The organism is Vibrio marisflavi CECT 7928, assembly GCF_921294215.1.
In the GTDB taxonomy this organism is placed as follows: Bacteria; Pseudomonadota; Gammaproteobacteria; order Enterobacterales; family Vibrionaceae; genus Vibrio; species Vibrio marisflavi.
Map to the genome: position 1 here is coordinate 545,784 of NZ_CAKLDM010000002.1, position 16,932 is coordinate 562,715.

Here is a 16,932-nt window from a genome sequence, read left to right on the forward strand (position 1 = left end):
CCTATTGCCACTCCTGCTTTTGTAGGCTTGGTGGCTTGATATTTTTTATTGTAAAATAAGTTTTGTGTTTCATCCAGTAGAAATCCCCTTTTTGATCGATTCTTAGTGATATTTGTCACACATGTAAGGGTTTTAATTTGCGATACGAATTTATTCCCATAAACTTATTGGGACTAAATTGAGGCCTCGAAAAAAGTGCCTCGACCAAATATTCGAAAATCCTATAGGGGGAACTTGAGGTGAATATTCTTGGGTACGCGCAAAAACTAGGTAAAGCTTTAATGCTACCTATCGCAACGTTACCAGTTGCAGCGCTTCTATTGCGTCTTGGACAACCTGACTTGCTCAATATTGCCTTTATGGCTGATGCAGGTGGTGCGATATTTACGAACCTTCCATTGTTATTTGGACTCGGTATTGCAATCGGTTTATCTAAAGATGGTGCTGGTGCTGCTGGTCTAGCAGGTGCTGTTGCATACTTTGTACTTGTTGCTACAACGAAATCAATAAACAAAGACATCGATATGTCATTCTTCGGCGGTATCATCGCCGGTGTTATAGCTGGACACTCTTACAATGCTTTCCATAAAACTCGTCTTCCAGAGTGGCTAGCTTTCTTCGCAGGTAAACGACTTGTTCCAATCATGTCTGGCTTGTTTGCACTTATCGCAGGTGCGGTTGCAGGTCTTATCTGGCCAACTATCCAACATGGCTTGGATTCAGCGGCACACGGTATCGTTCACGCAGGTTACATCGGTGAGTTTATCTATGGTGTTCTAAACCGCGCATTGATTCCTGTTGGTTTGCACTACGTACTCAACGCTTATATGTGGTTCGGTCAAGGTACATGTCAAGAAATTATCACTGCGCCTATCGGTGTTCTTCACAACGTGACTCAGTTATGTGTTGACCCAGCAGTCGCGAAAGAATTAGTTGTTGGTCAAGCTCATACTTTCCACTTTGCAAACTCTGTAACACCAGAAATCACAGCTGTTGTTGAAAAAGTTACCGATATTATGAAAACAGGTGACTTAAACCGTTTCTTCGCAGGTGATAAGAGTGCTGGTGTGTTCATGACTGGCTTCTTCCCAATCATGATGTTTGGTCTACCAGGTGCTGTACTTGCTATGTACCTAGCGGCGCCTAAACATAGACGTCCTCATGTTGCTGGCCTATTTATCTCTGTTGCATTGACTGCTTTCGTAACAGGTATCACAGAGCCAACTGAGTTCATGTTCATGTTCCTAGCACCAGGCTTGTATGTCATCCATGCAATCTTGACGGGCTTGTCACTTGCTGTGACCAACTACTTGGGTATTCTTGATGGCTTTGGTTTCTCTGCAGGTTTAATTGACTTTGTACTTAACTGGGGTCTAGCGACTAAACCATTGGAGCTGCTGTTTGTCGGTATAGGATTTGGTGCTATTTACTTTGTTATCTTCTACTTTGCAATTCGCTTCTGGAACCTTAAAACACCAGGTCGTGAAGATGAAGACGAAGGGCAAGCTGAAGAGCAAGCAGGTTCTGAGAGTGAGTTAGCACGTAAATATCTTAAAGCCCTAGGTGGAAAAGATAACCTTACAGCAATTGACGCTTGTATTACTCGTCTACGTCTAACGTTGAAAGATCGTTCAGTAGCAGATGAAGTTATCTTGAAAAAGCTTGGAGCGAAAGGTGTTGTTAAACTAGGTGAGAGCAACTTACAAGTTATCCTAGGCCCACTAGCAGAAATCATCGCTGGCGAAATGAAGGCGATTGGTTCAGGTGATGACTTATCGGACGTCGAACTTCCGAAGAAATAAACATCTTAACTATTTGATTAAAGCCTCCGATTGGAGGCTTTTTTTATGCGGTTAGATGGATTATTGAGCAGCCTAATTACTGTTTAGCTAATTAATTTTATAAATTCGTCAGATTGTGTTGTGTAACGTCCTAGAATCATGGATCATGGGCTCGATAATTGTCTCTATGTGGCGGTGCCACGAGAGATTAGGGTTTTGAAAATACTGAATACAATTGAGGTGCAATAGATGAGTGAAATTGAGGCTCGTCCATCGAATTTCATTCGCCAAATAATCGATAAAGATTTAGCGAATGGTAAACATACTAGCGTGCATACCCGCTTTCCCCCGGAGCCAAACGGCTATCTACATATCGGGCATGCGAAATCCATTTGTTTAAATTTCGGTATTGCACAGGATTATCAAGGGCAATGTAATTTGCGCTTTGATGATACGAACCCTGAAAAAGAAGAAGTTGAATACGTAGAGTCGATCAAAAACGATGTTCAATGGCTTGGCTTCGAATGGGCTGGTGATGTCTGCTACTCCTCAAATTACTTCGATAAGCTATACGATTATGCGATTGAACTCATCAATAAAGGCTTAGCTTATGTTGATGAACTAACGCCTGATGAGATCCGTGAATATCGCGGCACTCTAAAAGCGCCGGGTAAACCAAGCCCATATCGCGATCGTAGTGTGGAAGAAAACCTAGCACTGTTTGAAAAAATGCGTGCAGGTGAGTTTGAAGAGGGAAAAGCTTGCCTACGAGCTAAAATCGATATGGCTTCTTCATTTATGGTGATGCGCGATCCGGTTTTATATCGCGTTAGATTTGCTCACCACCACCAAACAGGGGACAAATGGTGCATTTATCCAATGTACGATTTTACCCACTGTATTTCTGATGCGCTTGAGAACATTACTCACTCGCTATGTACTTTAGAGTTTCAAGATAACCGTCGTTTGTACGATTGGGTTTTAGACAATATCTCTATCGAGAGTCAGCCTCATCAATACGAGTTTAGTCGCTTAAATCTTGAATATACGGTGATGTCAAAGCGTAAACTCAACCAACTAGTGACCGAAAATCTAGTGGAAGGTTGGGATGACCCTCGCATGCCAACTATTTCTGGTTTGCGTCGTCGTGGCTTTACTCCTGGCTCAATCCGTGAGTTTTGTAAGCGAATCGGTGTAACCAAGCAAGAGAATATGATTGAGTTTGGTTCATTGGAGTCGTGCATTCGAGATGACTTAAATGAAAATGCGCCTCGTGCAATGGCTGTACTTGATCCAGTCAAAGTAGTGATTGAAAACTTTGATGCTGAAAATGTAGAAACACTGACGATTGCGAATCACCCAAACAAGCCGGAAATGGGAACAAGAGAAGTTCCATTTTCTCGCGAGCTTTGGATTGAGCGTGATGATTTTCGCGAAGAAGCGAACAAGAAATACAAACGCCTTGTGCTAGGTAAAGAAGTTCGCTTACGTGGCGCGTATGTCATCAAAGCAGAGCGTATCGAGAAAGATGATAATGGTGAAATAACGACCATTTACTGTAGCTACGATGCTGAGACACTCGGTAAAAACCCTGCTGATGGCCGTAAGGTAAAAGGTGTTATCCACTGGGTATCTGCTGATAAGGGTCTAAGTGCTGAGATTCGTTTGTACGATAGGTTATTCACCGTACCAAACCCAGCGGCAGCCGATGACTTCGCGAGCACATTGAACCCGTCGTCTCTTGTGAAAGTGAACGGGTACGTAGAACCTAGCTTAGCTAGCGCAGAGGCTGAAAAAGGTATTCAGTTTGAAAGAACAGGATACTTCTGTCTAGATAACAAAGATTCTTCAGCGAATGCGTTAGTGTTCAACAGAACTGTTGGATTGAGAGATTCTTGGGCTAAAATCGAAAGCAACTGATAAGATTTTCGTCTTGAATATGCAAAAAAACCAGCTTAGATAAAGCTGGTTTTTTTATGTCCGGAGTAGTGTGAAAGCTACTTTTTCAATTTGTGGGCATCTGGGTTTTCTTTGCAAGTACCATCGCCACATTTGCCATATAAATATAGGCTGTGGTTTGTTAGTGTCACGTTGTAAAGAGAAGCGATCTCTTTCTGACGTTCTTCAATGATGTCGTCGGAAAACTCGATAACTTCGCCGCAGTCCAAGCAAACCAAGTGGTCATGATGGTGCTGCGTAGAAAGTTCAAATACGGATTTACCACCTTCGAAGTGGTGTCTAGTTACGATACCTGCATCATCAAATTGGTTAAGCACTCGATATACAGTGGCAAGACCGATTTCTTCACCAATATCAATAAGTTTCTTATAAAGATCTTCAGCGCTGATGTGTTGGCACTCTGGTTGCTGAAGAACTTCCAAAATCTTTAACCTAGGTAAGGTGACTTTAAGACCAGCATCTTTTAACGCCTGGTTGTTGTCTGACATATGTATTCCTGTTGACGATCTGTTTACTTTAACAGAATTCAAGTATCCCGATTATTATATTGTAGTAGTTAAGAACAATAAACCACGAAGTTCAAAGGGTTACTAAGAAATATACAGAATAAGGCTAATTTTTGCTGAAAATGGTGGTAAGACCAGTTATGATTTATCCATGTTCAGGTGGTATTTTAGTCGAAGAGGAAGGATATGGGTAAACTTCTAGCCAGAATGTATAAGCCGAATATAGTGAGGAGAGCGTTGAATTTGTGGCCACCATTTTGGGGCTCTGGCATAAAAATAGAATCGATTAGCCAAGACTTTCGTCAAGTGAGAGTGAGGTTAAAGCTGCGTTGGTGGAATAAAAATGCTAATCGAGCTCAATATGGAGGCAGTATTTTTTCACTTACCGATCCTGTCTATGCGTTGATGTTAATGGGTATCTTGGGTGATGAATACTATGTGTGGGATAAAGAAGCGAGTATTAACTTTATTAAACCGGGATACAGTGATTTATACGCGGACTTTATAATTTCTGAGGAACAAATTGAAACGATCGTTTCTGGGACTCACAACGGAGAGAAGTGTTTTCCAGAATTTGTCATCAGAGTTAAGAATAGAAGCGGTGAGGTGGTTTCAGAAGTACAACGAAAGTTATATGTGAGAAAGAAACCTGCTTTTAGAGAGTTAAGTAACCAAGAGTAAGATCGATGTGGTCGGTCTCACTCTTGGTATAAAAATCTTAGTCTTCTAGCTCAGATAAGCACATTTCTTCGTGGATTTGTTTAACCCAATTAGAAACACGTTCATCAGTTAGCTCAGGTTGACGATCTTCGTCGATACATAGGCCTACAAACTGGCTATCATCATCTTCAAGTACTGCTTTCGATGCTTCAAACTCATAGCCTTCAGTTGAAGTGTTGCCAAGGATAGTCGCGCCTTTCGCTTCAACGATATCACGTACAGTGCCCATAGCATCACAGAAGTATTCAGCATAGTCTTCTTGGTCGCCGCAACCAAAAATAGCGACTAACTTTCCAGAAAAATCGATGCTCTCTAATTCAGGGAAGAAATCGTCCCAATCGCATTGTGCTTCACCGTAATACCATGTCGGGATACCAAGAAGTAGCAGGTCAAAGTTATCAATATCTTCTTTACTGCTTTTTGCGATATCTTGAACATGAACGAGTTTTTTGCCTAACTGCTTTTGAATCATCTTTGCGATAGCTTCGGTGTTACCTGTATCGCTACCAAAGAAGATACCTACACTTGCCATAGAGTTTTTACCTTTGATTTGTCTATTTCTGGCGAACAAAAAGTTGCAGGATTAAAGTCCAGAACCTTCCCAAGTGAGCTGTATGACACCTTTAATGATGAAGCCGGTACAGCCTAAGAAAAGTACTAGCCAAACTATACGACGCCCAAAAGGCGGAACATTTCCCTGTTTTAATACGTCTTTAATTGCCATTCCGATCAGAAAGAAAATAGACGCAAACAGCAGGTCAAGTCCAATTGACTCGATGATGTTCATGTAGTCGTATAGCATGGTATCCCTTTATGCCAATTTAATTGGCCGCACTATAACATTGTTGCTGAGTAAAGTTAATTCGTGCTTTGCTTAATATTGCTACTTCGATTGAATAAACTTGGTGACAGCACGCAGTACTTCGTTGGGTTTCTCAGCGTGCAGCCAATGACCAGCATTGGCGATGACATGAGCCTTTACATTGCTAAACTGCTTTTGAATATGTGTTTGGTGCTCTGCGAGAAGATAATCTGACTCGCCACCCTTAACAAACAGAGTAGGAGTTGAAAGAGTCTCGATGTCTTGCCAACCAAGAATATTCCAGTAATTTTCTTCCACTGCCAGTACGTTGAAGCGCCAGCTAAACACACCATCATTATTATAAAGAGATTTACTTAAAAACTGTCTTACGCCATCCATTTCAATGTGCCTAGCCATTGCTTGTAAAGCGCTTGATCGAGATGTCGGTTTGCCTTCCATTACGGCGTGTAGCCCAGCCAGTACGTTATCGTGTTTACGACTGGTGTAGGCAACGGGAGACATGTCTAAAACAATCAGGTTTTGTGTACGTTCTCTTTCGATATCTGCCAGTTTAATTGCGACTTTTCCACCCATTGAGTGACCAATTAATGTGAAAGCGTTAATTTGCAAATGTTCGAGGACTAATCTGACATCTTCCGCCATTGAAGAGTAGTTTATTTCATCACTGTGAAAAGAGCGCCCATGATTACGTAAATCGACGCTGAGGACTTGATATTCTTTCTTTAACTCACGCGCCAGCACGCCCAAGTTGTCTAAGTTTCCGAATAGTCCGTGGATCAAAACGATGGTGTGACCCTCACCTTCTAATTTGTAGTTGAGCAATTGTGACATTTTATTTTATTCGTGACTGGTTTAACGTGGAGTATCTGACAAGATCTCGTTATAATCTTACAGAGTTTAAACATTGAGATTGTGAAAAGCGAATGAAAACAATTGAGGTTGATGAAGATCTATACCGCTACATCGCTAGCCAGACACAGCACATTGGCGAGAGCGCATCTGATATTTTGCGCAGGCTGTTAAAAGTTGAATCAAATGGCAATAGTGGCGCTGGCTCTTTTATCAAAGCGGGTATGGCTGAGCAAGGAATTGTCGTTAGCAAAGATATCGTGAAGGAAAGCAGTATAGATGGCGTAAAAGAAATGCGATCTTTACTCATTTCCGATGAGTTTGCCGGATTAAAGAAAGCAATAGATAGATTCATGCTTGTTCTCTCAACTCTTTATCGCATCGATTCAAGAAGCTTTTCAGAAGCAAGCCAAGTAAAAGGTAGAAAAAGAGTGTATTTTGCTGACAACGAGAAAACTCTGTTAGCAAATGGCAATACAACGAAACCTAAGGCGATTCCAAATACACCTTTTTGGGTTATTACCAACAATAACACCAGCCGAAAGAGGCAAATGGTTGAGCAACTGATGGTGAGAATGAACTTTTCGACGGAACTAATAGAAAAAGTCACCAACTCAATCTAAAGCAAAGTATTCTAAGGCCTCATATCACTCCACTATCGAGTTATGAGGCCTTTATTTTTCTCTATAATTTAAAGGACTTCAGAATGGCTATTCACCCACGAGCTGGCCAAAAAGCTCAGCAGCAAGATCTCTACAATATCCCATCCCTAGTTTCGAATTACTATCTGCTTCAGCCTTCAGCCGGCGCGGTAGAGCAACGTGTACAATTTGGTACCTCTGGCCATAGAGGAAGTTCTGACAAAGTTACTTTTAACGAAAATCATATTTTAGCTATAGCTCAAGCGGTAGTAGAAATTCGTGCCGAGCTAGGTACGACAGGGCCAATGTTTGTTGGTAAGGATACGCACGCTTTATCTGAGCCTGCTTTTAAAAGCGTTGTTCAGGTTCTAATTGCTAATGGTATAAAAGTCTGCGCTCAAGAAGATAATGGCTACACACCTACACCGGGTATTTCTCATGCGATCCTAACATACAACAAAAAGCATGATGAGAAGGCGGATGGTTTAGTGATCACTCCATCTCATAACCCACCTCAAGATGGTGGTATCAAATATAACCCGACACACGGCGGTCCTGCAGAAGGTGAGTTAACCAAACGCATAGAAGACCGAGCGAACGCATTGATTGCCGAAGAGCTACAAGGTGTTAAGCAAATTGATATCGAACAAGCTAAATCTTCTGAGCTATTTGATGAGCAAGATTTAGTCGCAGTTTATGTTGATGACCTTGTAAACGTTGTTGACATGGAAGCCATTCAAAAAGCGAAGCTAAATATTGGTGTAGATCCTCTGGGTGGCAGTGGTATCGAATATTGGAAGAGAATCGCGGAAGTTTACAAACTAGACCTGACATTAGTTAACGATGCAGTAGATCCATCGTTCCAATTTATGTCTTTGGACAAAGATGGTGTTATTCGTATGGATTGCTCTTCTCCATATGCTATGGCAGGTTTATTAGCACTGAAAGATGAATACGACTTGGCGTTTGGTAATGATCCTGATTACGATCGTCATGGCATTGTGACACCAAAAGGTTTGATGAACCCAAATCACTTCTTGGCTGTATGTATTGACTATTTGTATCGCCATCGTGAAGGTTGGGCAAAAGATGTTGCTGTGGGTAAGACACTGGTATCAAGTGCTTTGATTGACCGTGTTGTTGCTGCTCTGGGCAGAGAGCTTTGTGAAGTCCCTGTAGGCTTCAAATGGTTTGTTGACGGCTTATACAATGGTAGCTTTGGCTTCGGTGGCGAAGAAAGTGCAGGGGCTTCTTTCTTACGTAAAGATGGCACGCCTTGGGCTACAGATAAAGATGGCATTATATTGTGTTTACTTGCAGCTGAAATCACGGCTGTTACGGGCAAAAACCCTCAGCAATATTATGAAGAGCTTGCTGCTAAGCACGGCGAATCTCAATACAATCGTATTCAAGCGGTAGCAAATGGTGCGCAGAAGAAAGTACTTTCTAACTTAAGTCCAGAAATGGTATCTGCTGCGACATTAGCAGGAGATCCTATTACTGCAAGATTGACTCATGCTCCGGGCAACGGAGCAGCAATTGGTGGATTAAAAGTAACTACTGACTTTGGTTGGTTTGCTGCTCGTCCATCAGGTACAGAGGAGATCTACAAAATCTATTGTGAAAGCTTTAAAGGTGAAGAGCACCTCAAGCAAATCGAATCTGAAGCTCAAGATATAGTGAACCAAGTGTTTAAAGAAGCTGGACTATAAGCTTTAACTTATCTTTCTCAATGAAGCAGCGCAATGTCGCTGCTTCTCTTTTCTATATCAGCAAAGGCATTTGACTTGTCTGTTTTGTATCTTTGCGCATCAACGTCTAAATACTTTTGCTTCTGCTAGCACCTTTCCAGTTTTATTGTTTGTCTGATGTTGTTCTGTGAGATTAAAAAAATCACTCTCAGAGTAGAACGATTTGCTATGTATCGTTACACAACGAAGCTGGATATTCTTTGTTATGTGGACTATTTTCTACAATTTATCTGTTGTATAGCGATTCTGAACCCAAAGCTTGAGTGTGCAATACTTATAAATAGAATGATGAGATAGGAAACTCGATATGAAAGCTCAGCCGAAAAAAAAGGAACGAGATAGTAAGACGCATAGAGACAATATATTGAGAGCTGCTCAGGAGCTTTTTACTGCATTGGACTATGACAGGGTTTCGATGCGAATGATAGCGAAGCAATCTGGAGCAAGCAGTTCGGTAATCTATCATTACTTTGGAAATAAAGAGGGGCTATTTGAGTCTGTTGTTCGCGAAACTGTTCTCCCAATTCAAGAGCATTTGAAAGTAATTGTGCATAAAAATGCTGACCAAGATCTGATTAGTCTAATTAAGGCTCTATTTCGCGCTATTAGTGAAGTGCCAAACTTTCCTAAACTCGTTATTCAAGTAATGAAAATGCCCTCGACGAACTTTCAACGGAAGATCGTGCAAGATATGTTTGAAGAGTTTAGTCGCCCTATGCAAAATATTATATTTGACAAGCTGCAGCGTGAAGGGGCAATTCGATCTGACATGGATCCTAAATGGTGCCGATTGTCTTGGATGAGCCTATTGATTTTTCCATTGATGTTACCGAAATCGATTTACGACTTACATGGGTTTGAAGATGAAAATTTTCTAGAATATTTGCTGGAGCACAACTTAAAGGTCATGCGCCATGGATTTATTTGCAAATGACACTTTAAACTAAATGGTATTATAATTAATTACCTAGGCATATTTTCTAACGCGTTACGCCATAGTTAGAACAAAAACCAGCTTTTTGTTCCACGGAATAACTTTTAAAGTTCGGCGTGCTAATTTAAATTCCCACCTACTGCTTGGCTATTACTTTATACTTTTAACTTTTCGATATTATAAATACGTGTTGTCAGTATCATTGAACAACGAACTTAGAAGTTCGGTAATAGTGTTAAGGAAAAAAACAAGTATTAGTATCTTCAAATGGAATAAATAGACCAGTGATATTTATAATTAGTATGTGGGTTAAATACAGGGAATAAAGTCGAAGTTACTATATTTATTGGATTTGTGTCATTAAAAGCTAGGCCATACTAATTTTATTCATTAATAAGTTTATTTGGTTTATTTACATGTCTTTAGAGAAAAGAAGAGTTGGTCGCCCGAGCGCGAAAGATAATAATATTGATATAAAAGCGAAACTATTGGAGTGCGCTTGTCACTTGTTTGCAACCATGCCTTACGAAAAGGTATCGATTCGCTTAGTCTCCCTTAAAGCAGGAGTGAGCAGTTCTTTGATCCGGTACTATTTCGGAGATAAAGAAGGGTTACTTGAGGAAGTGGTACAAAGTGTAGTATTTCCCATATATAGCCGTGTTCATTCATTAGCTGAAAATACTACTTATGACTCGTTTATAGAGCTCTTTGAGGGATTGTATGCTGAGCTGACAAAAGGCTCATACCTGCCAAAGATTGTATTTCAGTTTATGGTGATGCCTCCTTCGGATTCAAAGCGACAGCTAGTTGAGAGAATTATTGCTGAGTGCAGCAAGCCGCTGCAAGATGTCATCTTTGAGCAACTGGTAGAAAATAAAATATTGAGGCCGGATGTGGATCCTTCTTTGTGCCGTTTATCTTGGCTTAGCTTGATGATGTTTCCCTTTATTGTTCCTCCAGCGTTAATGAAGCTTCACGACATGGAGTTAACTGACGAGTTTCTTGATCGATTCTTCCGTCACAACATGAATCTAATGATGCATGGATTCATTCAAGCTCCAGTTCATATCGATAATGAATGCGAGTAAACTTACCCTTCAGGCCAGCTTTCGGGAACAATGAACCAGAACTGGCCTGACTCAGACTGATAGTGCCTAGAGAAGTCAACCGCGGGTGGCTCTATGGCGTTTTCAAACCTTTCTAGGCCTGTAATCCATTGATGCTTTTTCATTTCATAAAGAGGTTCAGTGATCATGTGCTGTTGATTTTGGAAGCACCAGTAACCTTTGATACGTGAATGATTGATTGTTTTTGATAAACAAGTCTTAGGTATGGTGTTGTTTTCAAATGGATTAATATATAGCCGCCCCTGCATCAATAGGTTTTTTGTGGCATTTGACCATTCAGGGAATTTACTGTGGAAGGCCTTAGATGATGACATTGCAAGTTGGTGGTCTAGCATTCTAGAGAGTTTTAAGTCCAATCTGTCTTTGGCGTTTGGCCCATACCAAAGTTCCCCATGCAACAGATAAAACTTTATAGCGACTTCCCAGTGTTCAATTTGTTTTTCCGCTAAGTCTTCTACGATAAAATCTACAGCACCTAACGTTCTGCCGTTTTCACTAAGTTGAATTTCTTCTGCCAACAGGTTGTATTGATTAGAGTTAGAAAAAAGTTCGCTAACTACATGTTGATAAAGAAAGCCTAGTCTAGGGTTCCCGCTATATTCTTCAGGCCATTTCAAATTTAGCTTTGCAATGGGACAGGCGTTGCGAACTTGCGAGCTTTCTTCAAACAGACTTGGCGTTTGTTGTATCCATTGAGCGGTTCGAGCTAACTGATTCATAGGGTTTAATTTCTGTTTTGTATTTCGACATTTTAGCCGCAAATTGCTATAAACAGCTAAATCGACGTTTCCCAAGTATTTCGGTGAGAATGGTTACTGCAATGGATAATATACAACTAGAAAAACTACTAAATGAAAAGCTTTCTCCTCAATTAATTAAAGACTATGCTCCAAATGGCCTACAAGTAGAGGGAAAAAAAGGCATACAAAAGATCGTAACGGGAGTGACTGCATCGCAGGCTCTTATCAATGCTGCAATAGAAAAAAATGCAGACGCCATACTTGTTCACCACGGGTACTTTTGGAAAGGTGAACCAGAGCCTATCCGCGGAATGAAAGGGCAGAGGATTCGCAGTCTAATAAAAAATGATATCAACCTATTTGGTTATCACCTTCCTTTAGACATTCATCCTGAGCTTGGCAACAATGCCCAATTAGCTGATAGGTTAGGTATTGAGGTTGTTGGTGGGCTTGAAGGACACCCTCAATCTGTTGCTATGTATGGCAAGCTCCATGAGCCTTTGACTGGAGAAGAATTTGCAAAATTAATTGCAAAAAGCTTAGGGCGAACGCCTTTGCATATTGACCCACACGATGCCAAAGAAAAGATATCAACAGTGGGCTGGTGTACTGGTGGTGGGCAGGATTTTATCGACTTAGCTGCTAAGTTCGGTCTAGATGCATTTATCTCTGGCGAGATCTCTGAGCGCACTACACACTCAGCACGTGAGCAGAACATTCACTACTACGCAGCAGGGCACCATGCAACGGAAAGGTACGGTATCAAAGCGTTAGGAGAGTGGCTTGCGCAAGAACATGGCTTTGATGTTGAGTTTGTAGATATTGATAACCCGGTTTAATAGATAGCGAAATAGGTTAAAAAATGAAAGGGCTGCATTTCTGCAGCCCTTTTTAGTCACGTATAGATATATTATTCACGTTCGTGAATTGGCTTGAAGTCGCGCTTTTTAAGGCCAGTGTATAGCTGGCGTGGGCGTCCAATACGGTTTTCTGGGTCGCTGTGCATTTCATTCCAGTGAGCAATCCAACCGATAGTACGAGACATTGCGAAGATAACCGTAAACATAGATACAGGAATACCAATAGCTTTCAGGATAATGCCTGAGTAGAAATCTACGTTTGGATACAATTTCTTATCTACGAAATACTCATCAGATAGAGCGATACGTTCAAGTTCCATGGCTACATCTAGTAGTGGATCTTTAATGTTTAGCTCTTTTAGTACTTCGTGGCATGCTTCGCGCATGACTGTAGCTCGAGGGTCGTAGTTCTTGTATACACGGTGGCCAAAGCCCATTAGACGGAATGGGTCATCTTTGTCTTTAGCTTTGTCGATATACTCAGGAATACTCTCTACAGAACCAATTTCTTCAAGCATCTTCAAACATGCTTCATTAGCACCGCCGTGAGCAGGTCCCCAAAGAGATGCAATACCTGCAGCGATACAAGCGAATGGGTTTGCACCAGACGAGCCAGCTAAACGAACAGTAGATGTTGAAGCATTTTGCTCGTGGTCAGCGTGTAGTGTGAAGATTTTATCCATTGCACGTGCAACCACTGGGTTCACTTCATATTCTTCACATGGGTTAGCGAACATCATGTGTAGGAAGTTCTCAGCGTAGCTTAGGTCGTTACGTGGATAGATGAATGGCTGACCAATAGAGTACTTGTAACACATTGCAGCCAGTGTTGGCATTTTTGAAATTAGACGGTAAGCCGCGATCTCACGGTGCTCATCATTGTGAACATCCAATGAGTCATGATAGAAGGCAGCAAGAGCACCAACCACACCACACATGACAGCCATCGGGTGAGCATCACGACGGAAACCATGGAAAAAGCTCGCGATTTGCTCGTGAACCATTGTGTGGCGAGAAATTGTCTTTTTAAACTCTTCGTACTCTTCACGATCAGGCGCTTCGCCATAGAGCAAGATATAACATACTTCCAAATAGTCGGCGTTGTTTGCCAACTGATCGATAGCGTAGCCGCGGTGTAAAAGAACACCCGCACCACCGTCGATATAAGTGATTTGAGATTCACAAGATGCAGTGGCAAGAAATCCTGGGTCAAATGTAAAGTAGCCATTTGCTCCCAGCTTTCGAACGTCAATTACCTCTGGGCCTAGCGTCCCACCCATAATTGCTAGCTCGATTGGCGCTTTACCTTCGATTTGAAGGGTCGCTTTCTTATCTGCCATAACCAATCTCCTTTGTTTATATTTCATCCAGTCAGGATAGTTTATGTGCCAATTTTTTACGATTGTTCGTTAGGAAAGTCAATTATTGTCGTCTTTTGTGTGCACTTGTAGGGGTTTTTTGTTGATGTATAGTTAAAAACCTGCCCTGTGTAGCAAAAACTGTTGCACGTATTGTATTAGAATGTTGCGAGCCGTATAGTGGCGCTGAAATTTTTAGGGGAAACCTTTTGAATTCAAGGCTAGACTGTATTACGAAGTTGTTAGTAGTCGCTTTGAATGTTAACTGAAAATACCACGTTGAATCGCACCATTATGATGCCTTTTTGTGACATTAAAGTTAACTTTTGTAGGTTTTCCATAGAAAATCGTTCTATAACTATAAATGAATAATGGAGCTGAGTGAGCAAGCCCATGAAAGAAAGAAAGTCTAGACCTGTTAATCTCGATTTACAGACCATCCACTTTCCGATTACCGCGATTGCATCGATATTACACCGTATCTCTGGTGTGATAACGTTTGTCGCTATCGGAATCCTCCTCTGGTTACTATCTATATCCCTGTCATCCCCTTTTGGCTTTGTAGAAGCATATAACATCGTTAATGGTTTCTTCGTCAAGCTAATTCTATGGGGCATACTAACTGCGCTGTCATATCACATTGTCGGCGGAATTCGTCATTTGCTCATGGACTTAGGGCATTTTGAAGAGCTGGAGAGCGGAACGAAAAGCGCGAAAGTAGCTTTCGTATTGACGATCATTTTATCTGTATTGGCGGGGGTTCTAGTATGGTAAACAACGTTTCTACCGTAGGCCGCAACGGAGTTCACGATTTCCTGCTTGTCCGTGGTACGGCTATCATCATGACTTTGTATACATTGTACTTAGTCTGCTTCTTCGCATTCTCAGGAGAAATCACTTACCAATCTTGGGTTATGTTTTTTGGTGGCACCTTTACTAAAGTGTTTACCATGCTTGCCTTGGTATCTGTATTAATACATGCCTGGATTGGTTTGTGGCAAGTACTCACCGATTACGTCAAATGCACTAAATTGCGTGGTGGGTTACAGCTTGTAATCATTGCTGTTTTGCTTGGTTACGTTTTCTCTGGCTTATTTATTTTATGGGGTGTGTAAGTGTCTATTCCAGTTCGCGAGTTTGATGCCGTAGTTATTGGTGCTGGTGGTGCAGGAATGCGCGCTGCACTACAAATTTCTGAGCAGGGTTTATCCTGCGCATTACTATCTAAAGTCTTTCCAACCCGTTCTCATACTGTATCTGCCCAGGGCGGTATCACGGTTGCTCTAGGGAACTCTCACAAAGACAATTGGCAATGGCACATGTATGACACCGTAAAAGGGTCTGATTACATCGGTGACCAAAATGCTATTGAATATATGTGTAAAAATGGCCCTGAGTCAGTTATCGAACTAGAAAAAATGGGTCTTCCATTTTCTCGTTTTGATAATGGGTCGATTTATCAACGACCGTTTGGCGGCCAGTCAAAAGAATTTGGCGGTGAGCAAGCTGCTCGTACCGCGGCGGCTGCTGACCGTACTGGTCATGCTCTACTGCACACTCTTTACCAGCAAAACATCAAGCATAAAACAACCATCTTCTCAGAGTGGTATGCACTTGATTTGGTTAAAAACCAAGATGGCGCAGTACTAGGCTGTACAGCTATCTGTATGGAAACCGGAGAGATGTGCTACTTCAAGTCGAAAGCGACTGTTCTAGCTACTGGTGGCGCAGGCCGTATCTATGCTTCAACGACCAATGCACACATCAATACTGGTGATGGTGTGGGTATGGCACTTCGTGCTGGCGTACCAATGCAAGATATGGAAATGTGGCAGTTCCACCCAACGGGCATTGCAGGGGCAGGTGTGCTTGTCACTGAAGGTTGTCGTGGTGAAGGTGGTTATCTTCTAAACAAAGATGGCGAGCGCTTCATGGAGCGTTATGCGCCAAACGCGAAAGATCTAGCAGGCCGTGACGTTGTTGCTCGTTCAATGATGATTGAAATTCGTGAAGGGCGCGGCTGCGATGGCCCATGGGGTCCACACATTAAGCTTAAACTTGATCACCTAGGCAAAGATGTTCTGGAATCTCGCCTACCGGGTATCTGTGAGCTTTCAAGAACATTTGCTCACGTTGATCCAGTTAAAGAGCCAATCCCTGTAATACCTACTTGCCACTACATGATGGGTGGTGTTCCGACGCAAGTCTCTGGTCAAGCTATTAAACAAGACGCTTCTGGTACTGACGTTGAAGTACAAGGTCTATTTGCTTGTGGTGAGATTGCTTCAGTATCTGTGCATGGAGCAAACCGTCTTGGTGGTAACTCGTTACTTGACCTAGTTGTATTCGGTCGTGCGACAGGTCTACACCTTGGTGATACGTTAGATGCTCAAGCTGAAGCCCGCCCTGCTACAGAGTCTGATATCGAAGCTTCTCTAGCTCGCACAATGCGCTGGGAAAACAGTACAGGTGGCGAAGACCCTGTACAAATCCGGAAAGACCTACAAAGCTGCATGCAGAACAGTTTCTCGGTATTTAGAGAAGGCGATGCAATGGCAACAGGGCTTGAAGAGCTTAAAACTATTCGCGAGCGACTAAAAGACGCGCACTTAGCTGACAAGTCATCAGAGTTCAATACTCAACGTATTGAGTGTCTAGAGCTAGACAACTTGATGGAAACAGCTTTCTCCACAGCAGTAGCTGCGAACTATCGAACTGAAAGTCGTGGGGCTCATGCTCGCTTTGATTACCCAGAGCGTGATGATGAAAACTGGCTATGTCACTCGATCTACAACCCGGAAACTGAGCAAATGGCGAAACGTGATGTCAACATGACACCTGTTCACCGCGAAGCATTTCCACCAAAAATCCGCACATACTAAG

At 42.0% G+C, this 16,932-nt stretch carries 17 protein-coding genes; 11 read left to right on the forward strand and 6 right to left on the reverse strand.

Annotated features, from left to right (window positions below):
• The first annotated feature begins 239 nt into the window (after positions 1-239).
• Both nagE and glnS read left to right on the forward strand, forming a co-directional pair.
• A complete protein-coding gene (gene nagE, locus L7A31_RS09260) occupies positions 240-1,802 on the forward strand; it encodes an N-acetylglucosamine-specific PTS transporter subunit IIBC (RefSeq protein WP_237361229.1) in 1,563 nt (520 codons plus the stop codon).
• 228 nt (positions 1,803-2,030) lie between these two features.
• Positions 2,031-3,701, forward strand: coding sequence for a glutamine--tRNA ligase (gene glnS, locus L7A31_RS09265; protein ID WP_237361230.1), 1,671 nt, complete (start codon positions 2,031-2,033; stop codon positions 3,699-3,701).
• 77 nt (positions 3,702-3,778) lie between these two features.
• Here glnS and fcrX read toward each other — a convergent pair whose 3' ends face one another.
• Positions 3,779-4,228, reverse strand: a complete 450-nt coding sequence (gene fcrX / locus L7A31_RS09270; protein ID WP_237361231.1) for a ferric iron uptake transcriptional regulator FcrX — start codon at positions 4,226-4,228, stop codon at positions 3,779-3,781.
• A 204-nt stretch (positions 4,229-4,432) separates the two neighbouring features.
• On the opposite strand from fcrX, the gene L7A31_RS09275 reads away from it, so the two are divergent.
• Positions 4,433-4,927, forward strand: a complete 495-nt coding sequence (locus L7A31_RS09275) for a DUF4442 domain-containing protein (RefSeq protein WP_237361232.1) — start codon at positions 4,433-4,435, stop codon at positions 4,925-4,927.
• A 37-nt stretch (positions 4,928-4,964) separates the two neighbouring features.
• On the opposite strand, the gene fldA is transcribed toward L7A31_RS09275, so the two are convergent.
• From fldA to L7A31_RS09290, 3 genes are all read right to left on the reverse strand, one after another.
• Entirely contained in the window at positions 4,965-5,498 is a 534-nt protein-coding gene (gene fldA, locus L7A31_RS09280; protein WP_237361233.1) for a flavodoxin FldA, read from the reverse strand.
• A gap of 51 nt (positions 5,499-5,549) precedes the next feature.
• On the reverse strand, positions 5,550-5,768 hold the full coding sequence (locus tag L7A31_RS09285) for a DUF2788 domain-containing protein (RefSeq protein WP_237361234.1): 219 nt from the start codon (positions 5,766-5,768) through the stop codon (positions 5,550-5,552).
• An 81-nt stretch (positions 5,769-5,849) separates the two neighbouring features.
• A complete protein-coding gene (locus L7A31_RS09290; protein WP_237361235.1) occupies positions 5,850-6,620 on the reverse strand; it encodes an alpha/beta fold hydrolase in 771 nt (256 codons plus the stop codon).
• A gap of 92 nt (positions 6,621-6,712) precedes the next feature.
• On the opposite strand from L7A31_RS09290, the gene seqA reads away from it, so the two are divergent.
• The 4 genes from seqA (at position 6,713) to L7A31_RS09310 (ending at position 11,052) form a co-directional block, all read left to right on the forward strand.
• The gene (gene seqA / locus L7A31_RS09295) at positions 6,713-7,261 is read left to right on the forward strand and encodes a replication initiation negative regulator SeqA (protein ID WP_237361236.1); all 549 of its coding nucleotides are present in this window, start codon (positions 6,713-6,715) and stop codon (positions 7,259-7,261) included.
• Between the two features lie 83 nt (positions 7,262-7,344).
• Positions 7,345-8,991 carry a phosphoglucomutase (alpha-D-glucose-1,6-bisphosphate-dependent) gene (gene pgm / locus L7A31_RS09300; RefSeq protein ID WP_237361237.1) on the forward strand — a complete coding sequence of 549 codons (1,647 nt, stop codon included), beginning with the start codon at positions 7,345-7,347 and terminating at the stop codon, positions 8,989-8,991.
• 346 nt (positions 8,992-9,337) lie between these two features.
• Positions 9,338-9,964 carry a TetR/AcrR family transcriptional regulator gene (locus tag L7A31_RS09305; protein ID WP_237361238.1) on the forward strand — a complete coding sequence of 209 codons (627 nt, stop codon included), beginning with the start codon at positions 9,338-9,340 and terminating at the stop codon, positions 9,962-9,964.
• A gap of 416 nt (positions 9,965-10,380) precedes the next feature.
• Positions 10,381-11,052, forward strand: coding sequence for a TetR/AcrR family transcriptional regulator (locus tag L7A31_RS09310; RefSeq protein ID WP_237361239.1), 672 nt, complete (start codon positions 10,381-10,383; stop codon positions 11,050-11,052).
• A gap of 2 nt (positions 11,053-11,054) precedes the next feature.
• Here L7A31_RS09310 and L7A31_RS09315 read toward each other — a convergent pair whose 3' ends face one another.
• Complete coding sequence (locus L7A31_RS09315) at positions 11,055-11,810, reverse strand: DUF1853 family protein (protein ID WP_237361240.1); 756 nt, start codon at positions 11,808-11,810, stop codon at positions 11,055-11,057.
• Between the two features lie 101 nt (positions 11,811-11,911).
• On the opposite strand from L7A31_RS09315, the gene L7A31_RS09320 reads away from it, so the two are divergent.
• Positions 11,912-12,670 carry a Nif3-like dinuclear metal center hexameric protein gene (locus L7A31_RS09320; RefSeq protein WP_237361241.1) on the forward strand — a complete coding sequence of 253 codons (759 nt, stop codon included), beginning with the start codon at positions 11,912-11,914 and terminating at the stop codon, positions 12,668-12,670.
• 71 nt (positions 12,671-12,741) lie between these two features.
• On the opposite strand, the gene L7A31_RS09325 is transcribed toward L7A31_RS09320, so the two are convergent.
• Positions 12,742-14,031: a citrate synthase gene (locus tag L7A31_RS09325; protein WP_237361242.1), complete on the reverse strand. Its 1,290-nt coding sequence runs from the start codon at positions 14,029-14,031 to the stop codon at positions 12,742-12,744.
• Between the two features lie 399 nt (positions 14,032-14,430).
• Between L7A31_RS09325 and sdhC the strand changes: the two genes are divergently transcribed.
• The 3 genes from sdhC to sdhA are packed head-to-tail and all read left to right on the forward strand — an operon-like array spanning position 14,431 to position 16,931.
• A complete protein-coding gene (sdhC, locus tag L7A31_RS09330) occupies positions 14,431-14,823 on the forward strand; it encodes a succinate dehydrogenase cytochrome b556 subunit (RefSeq protein WP_237361243.1) in 393 nt (130 codons plus the stop codon).
• The gene (sdhD, locus tag L7A31_RS09335; protein WP_237361244.1) at positions 14,817-15,164 is read left to right on the forward strand and encodes a succinate dehydrogenase, hydrophobic membrane anchor protein; all 348 of its coding nucleotides are present in this window, start codon (positions 14,817-14,819) and stop codon (positions 15,162-15,164) included. Before sdhC ends, sdhD begins: the two co-directional genes overlap by 7 nt.
• Complete coding sequence (gene sdhA / locus L7A31_RS09340) at positions 15,165-16,931, forward strand: succinate dehydrogenase flavoprotein subunit (RefSeq protein WP_237361245.1); 1,767 nt, start codon at positions 15,165-15,167, stop codon at positions 16,929-16,931. It begins immediately after the preceding gene.
• The last annotated feature ends 1 nt before the right edge of the window (position 16,932 follow it).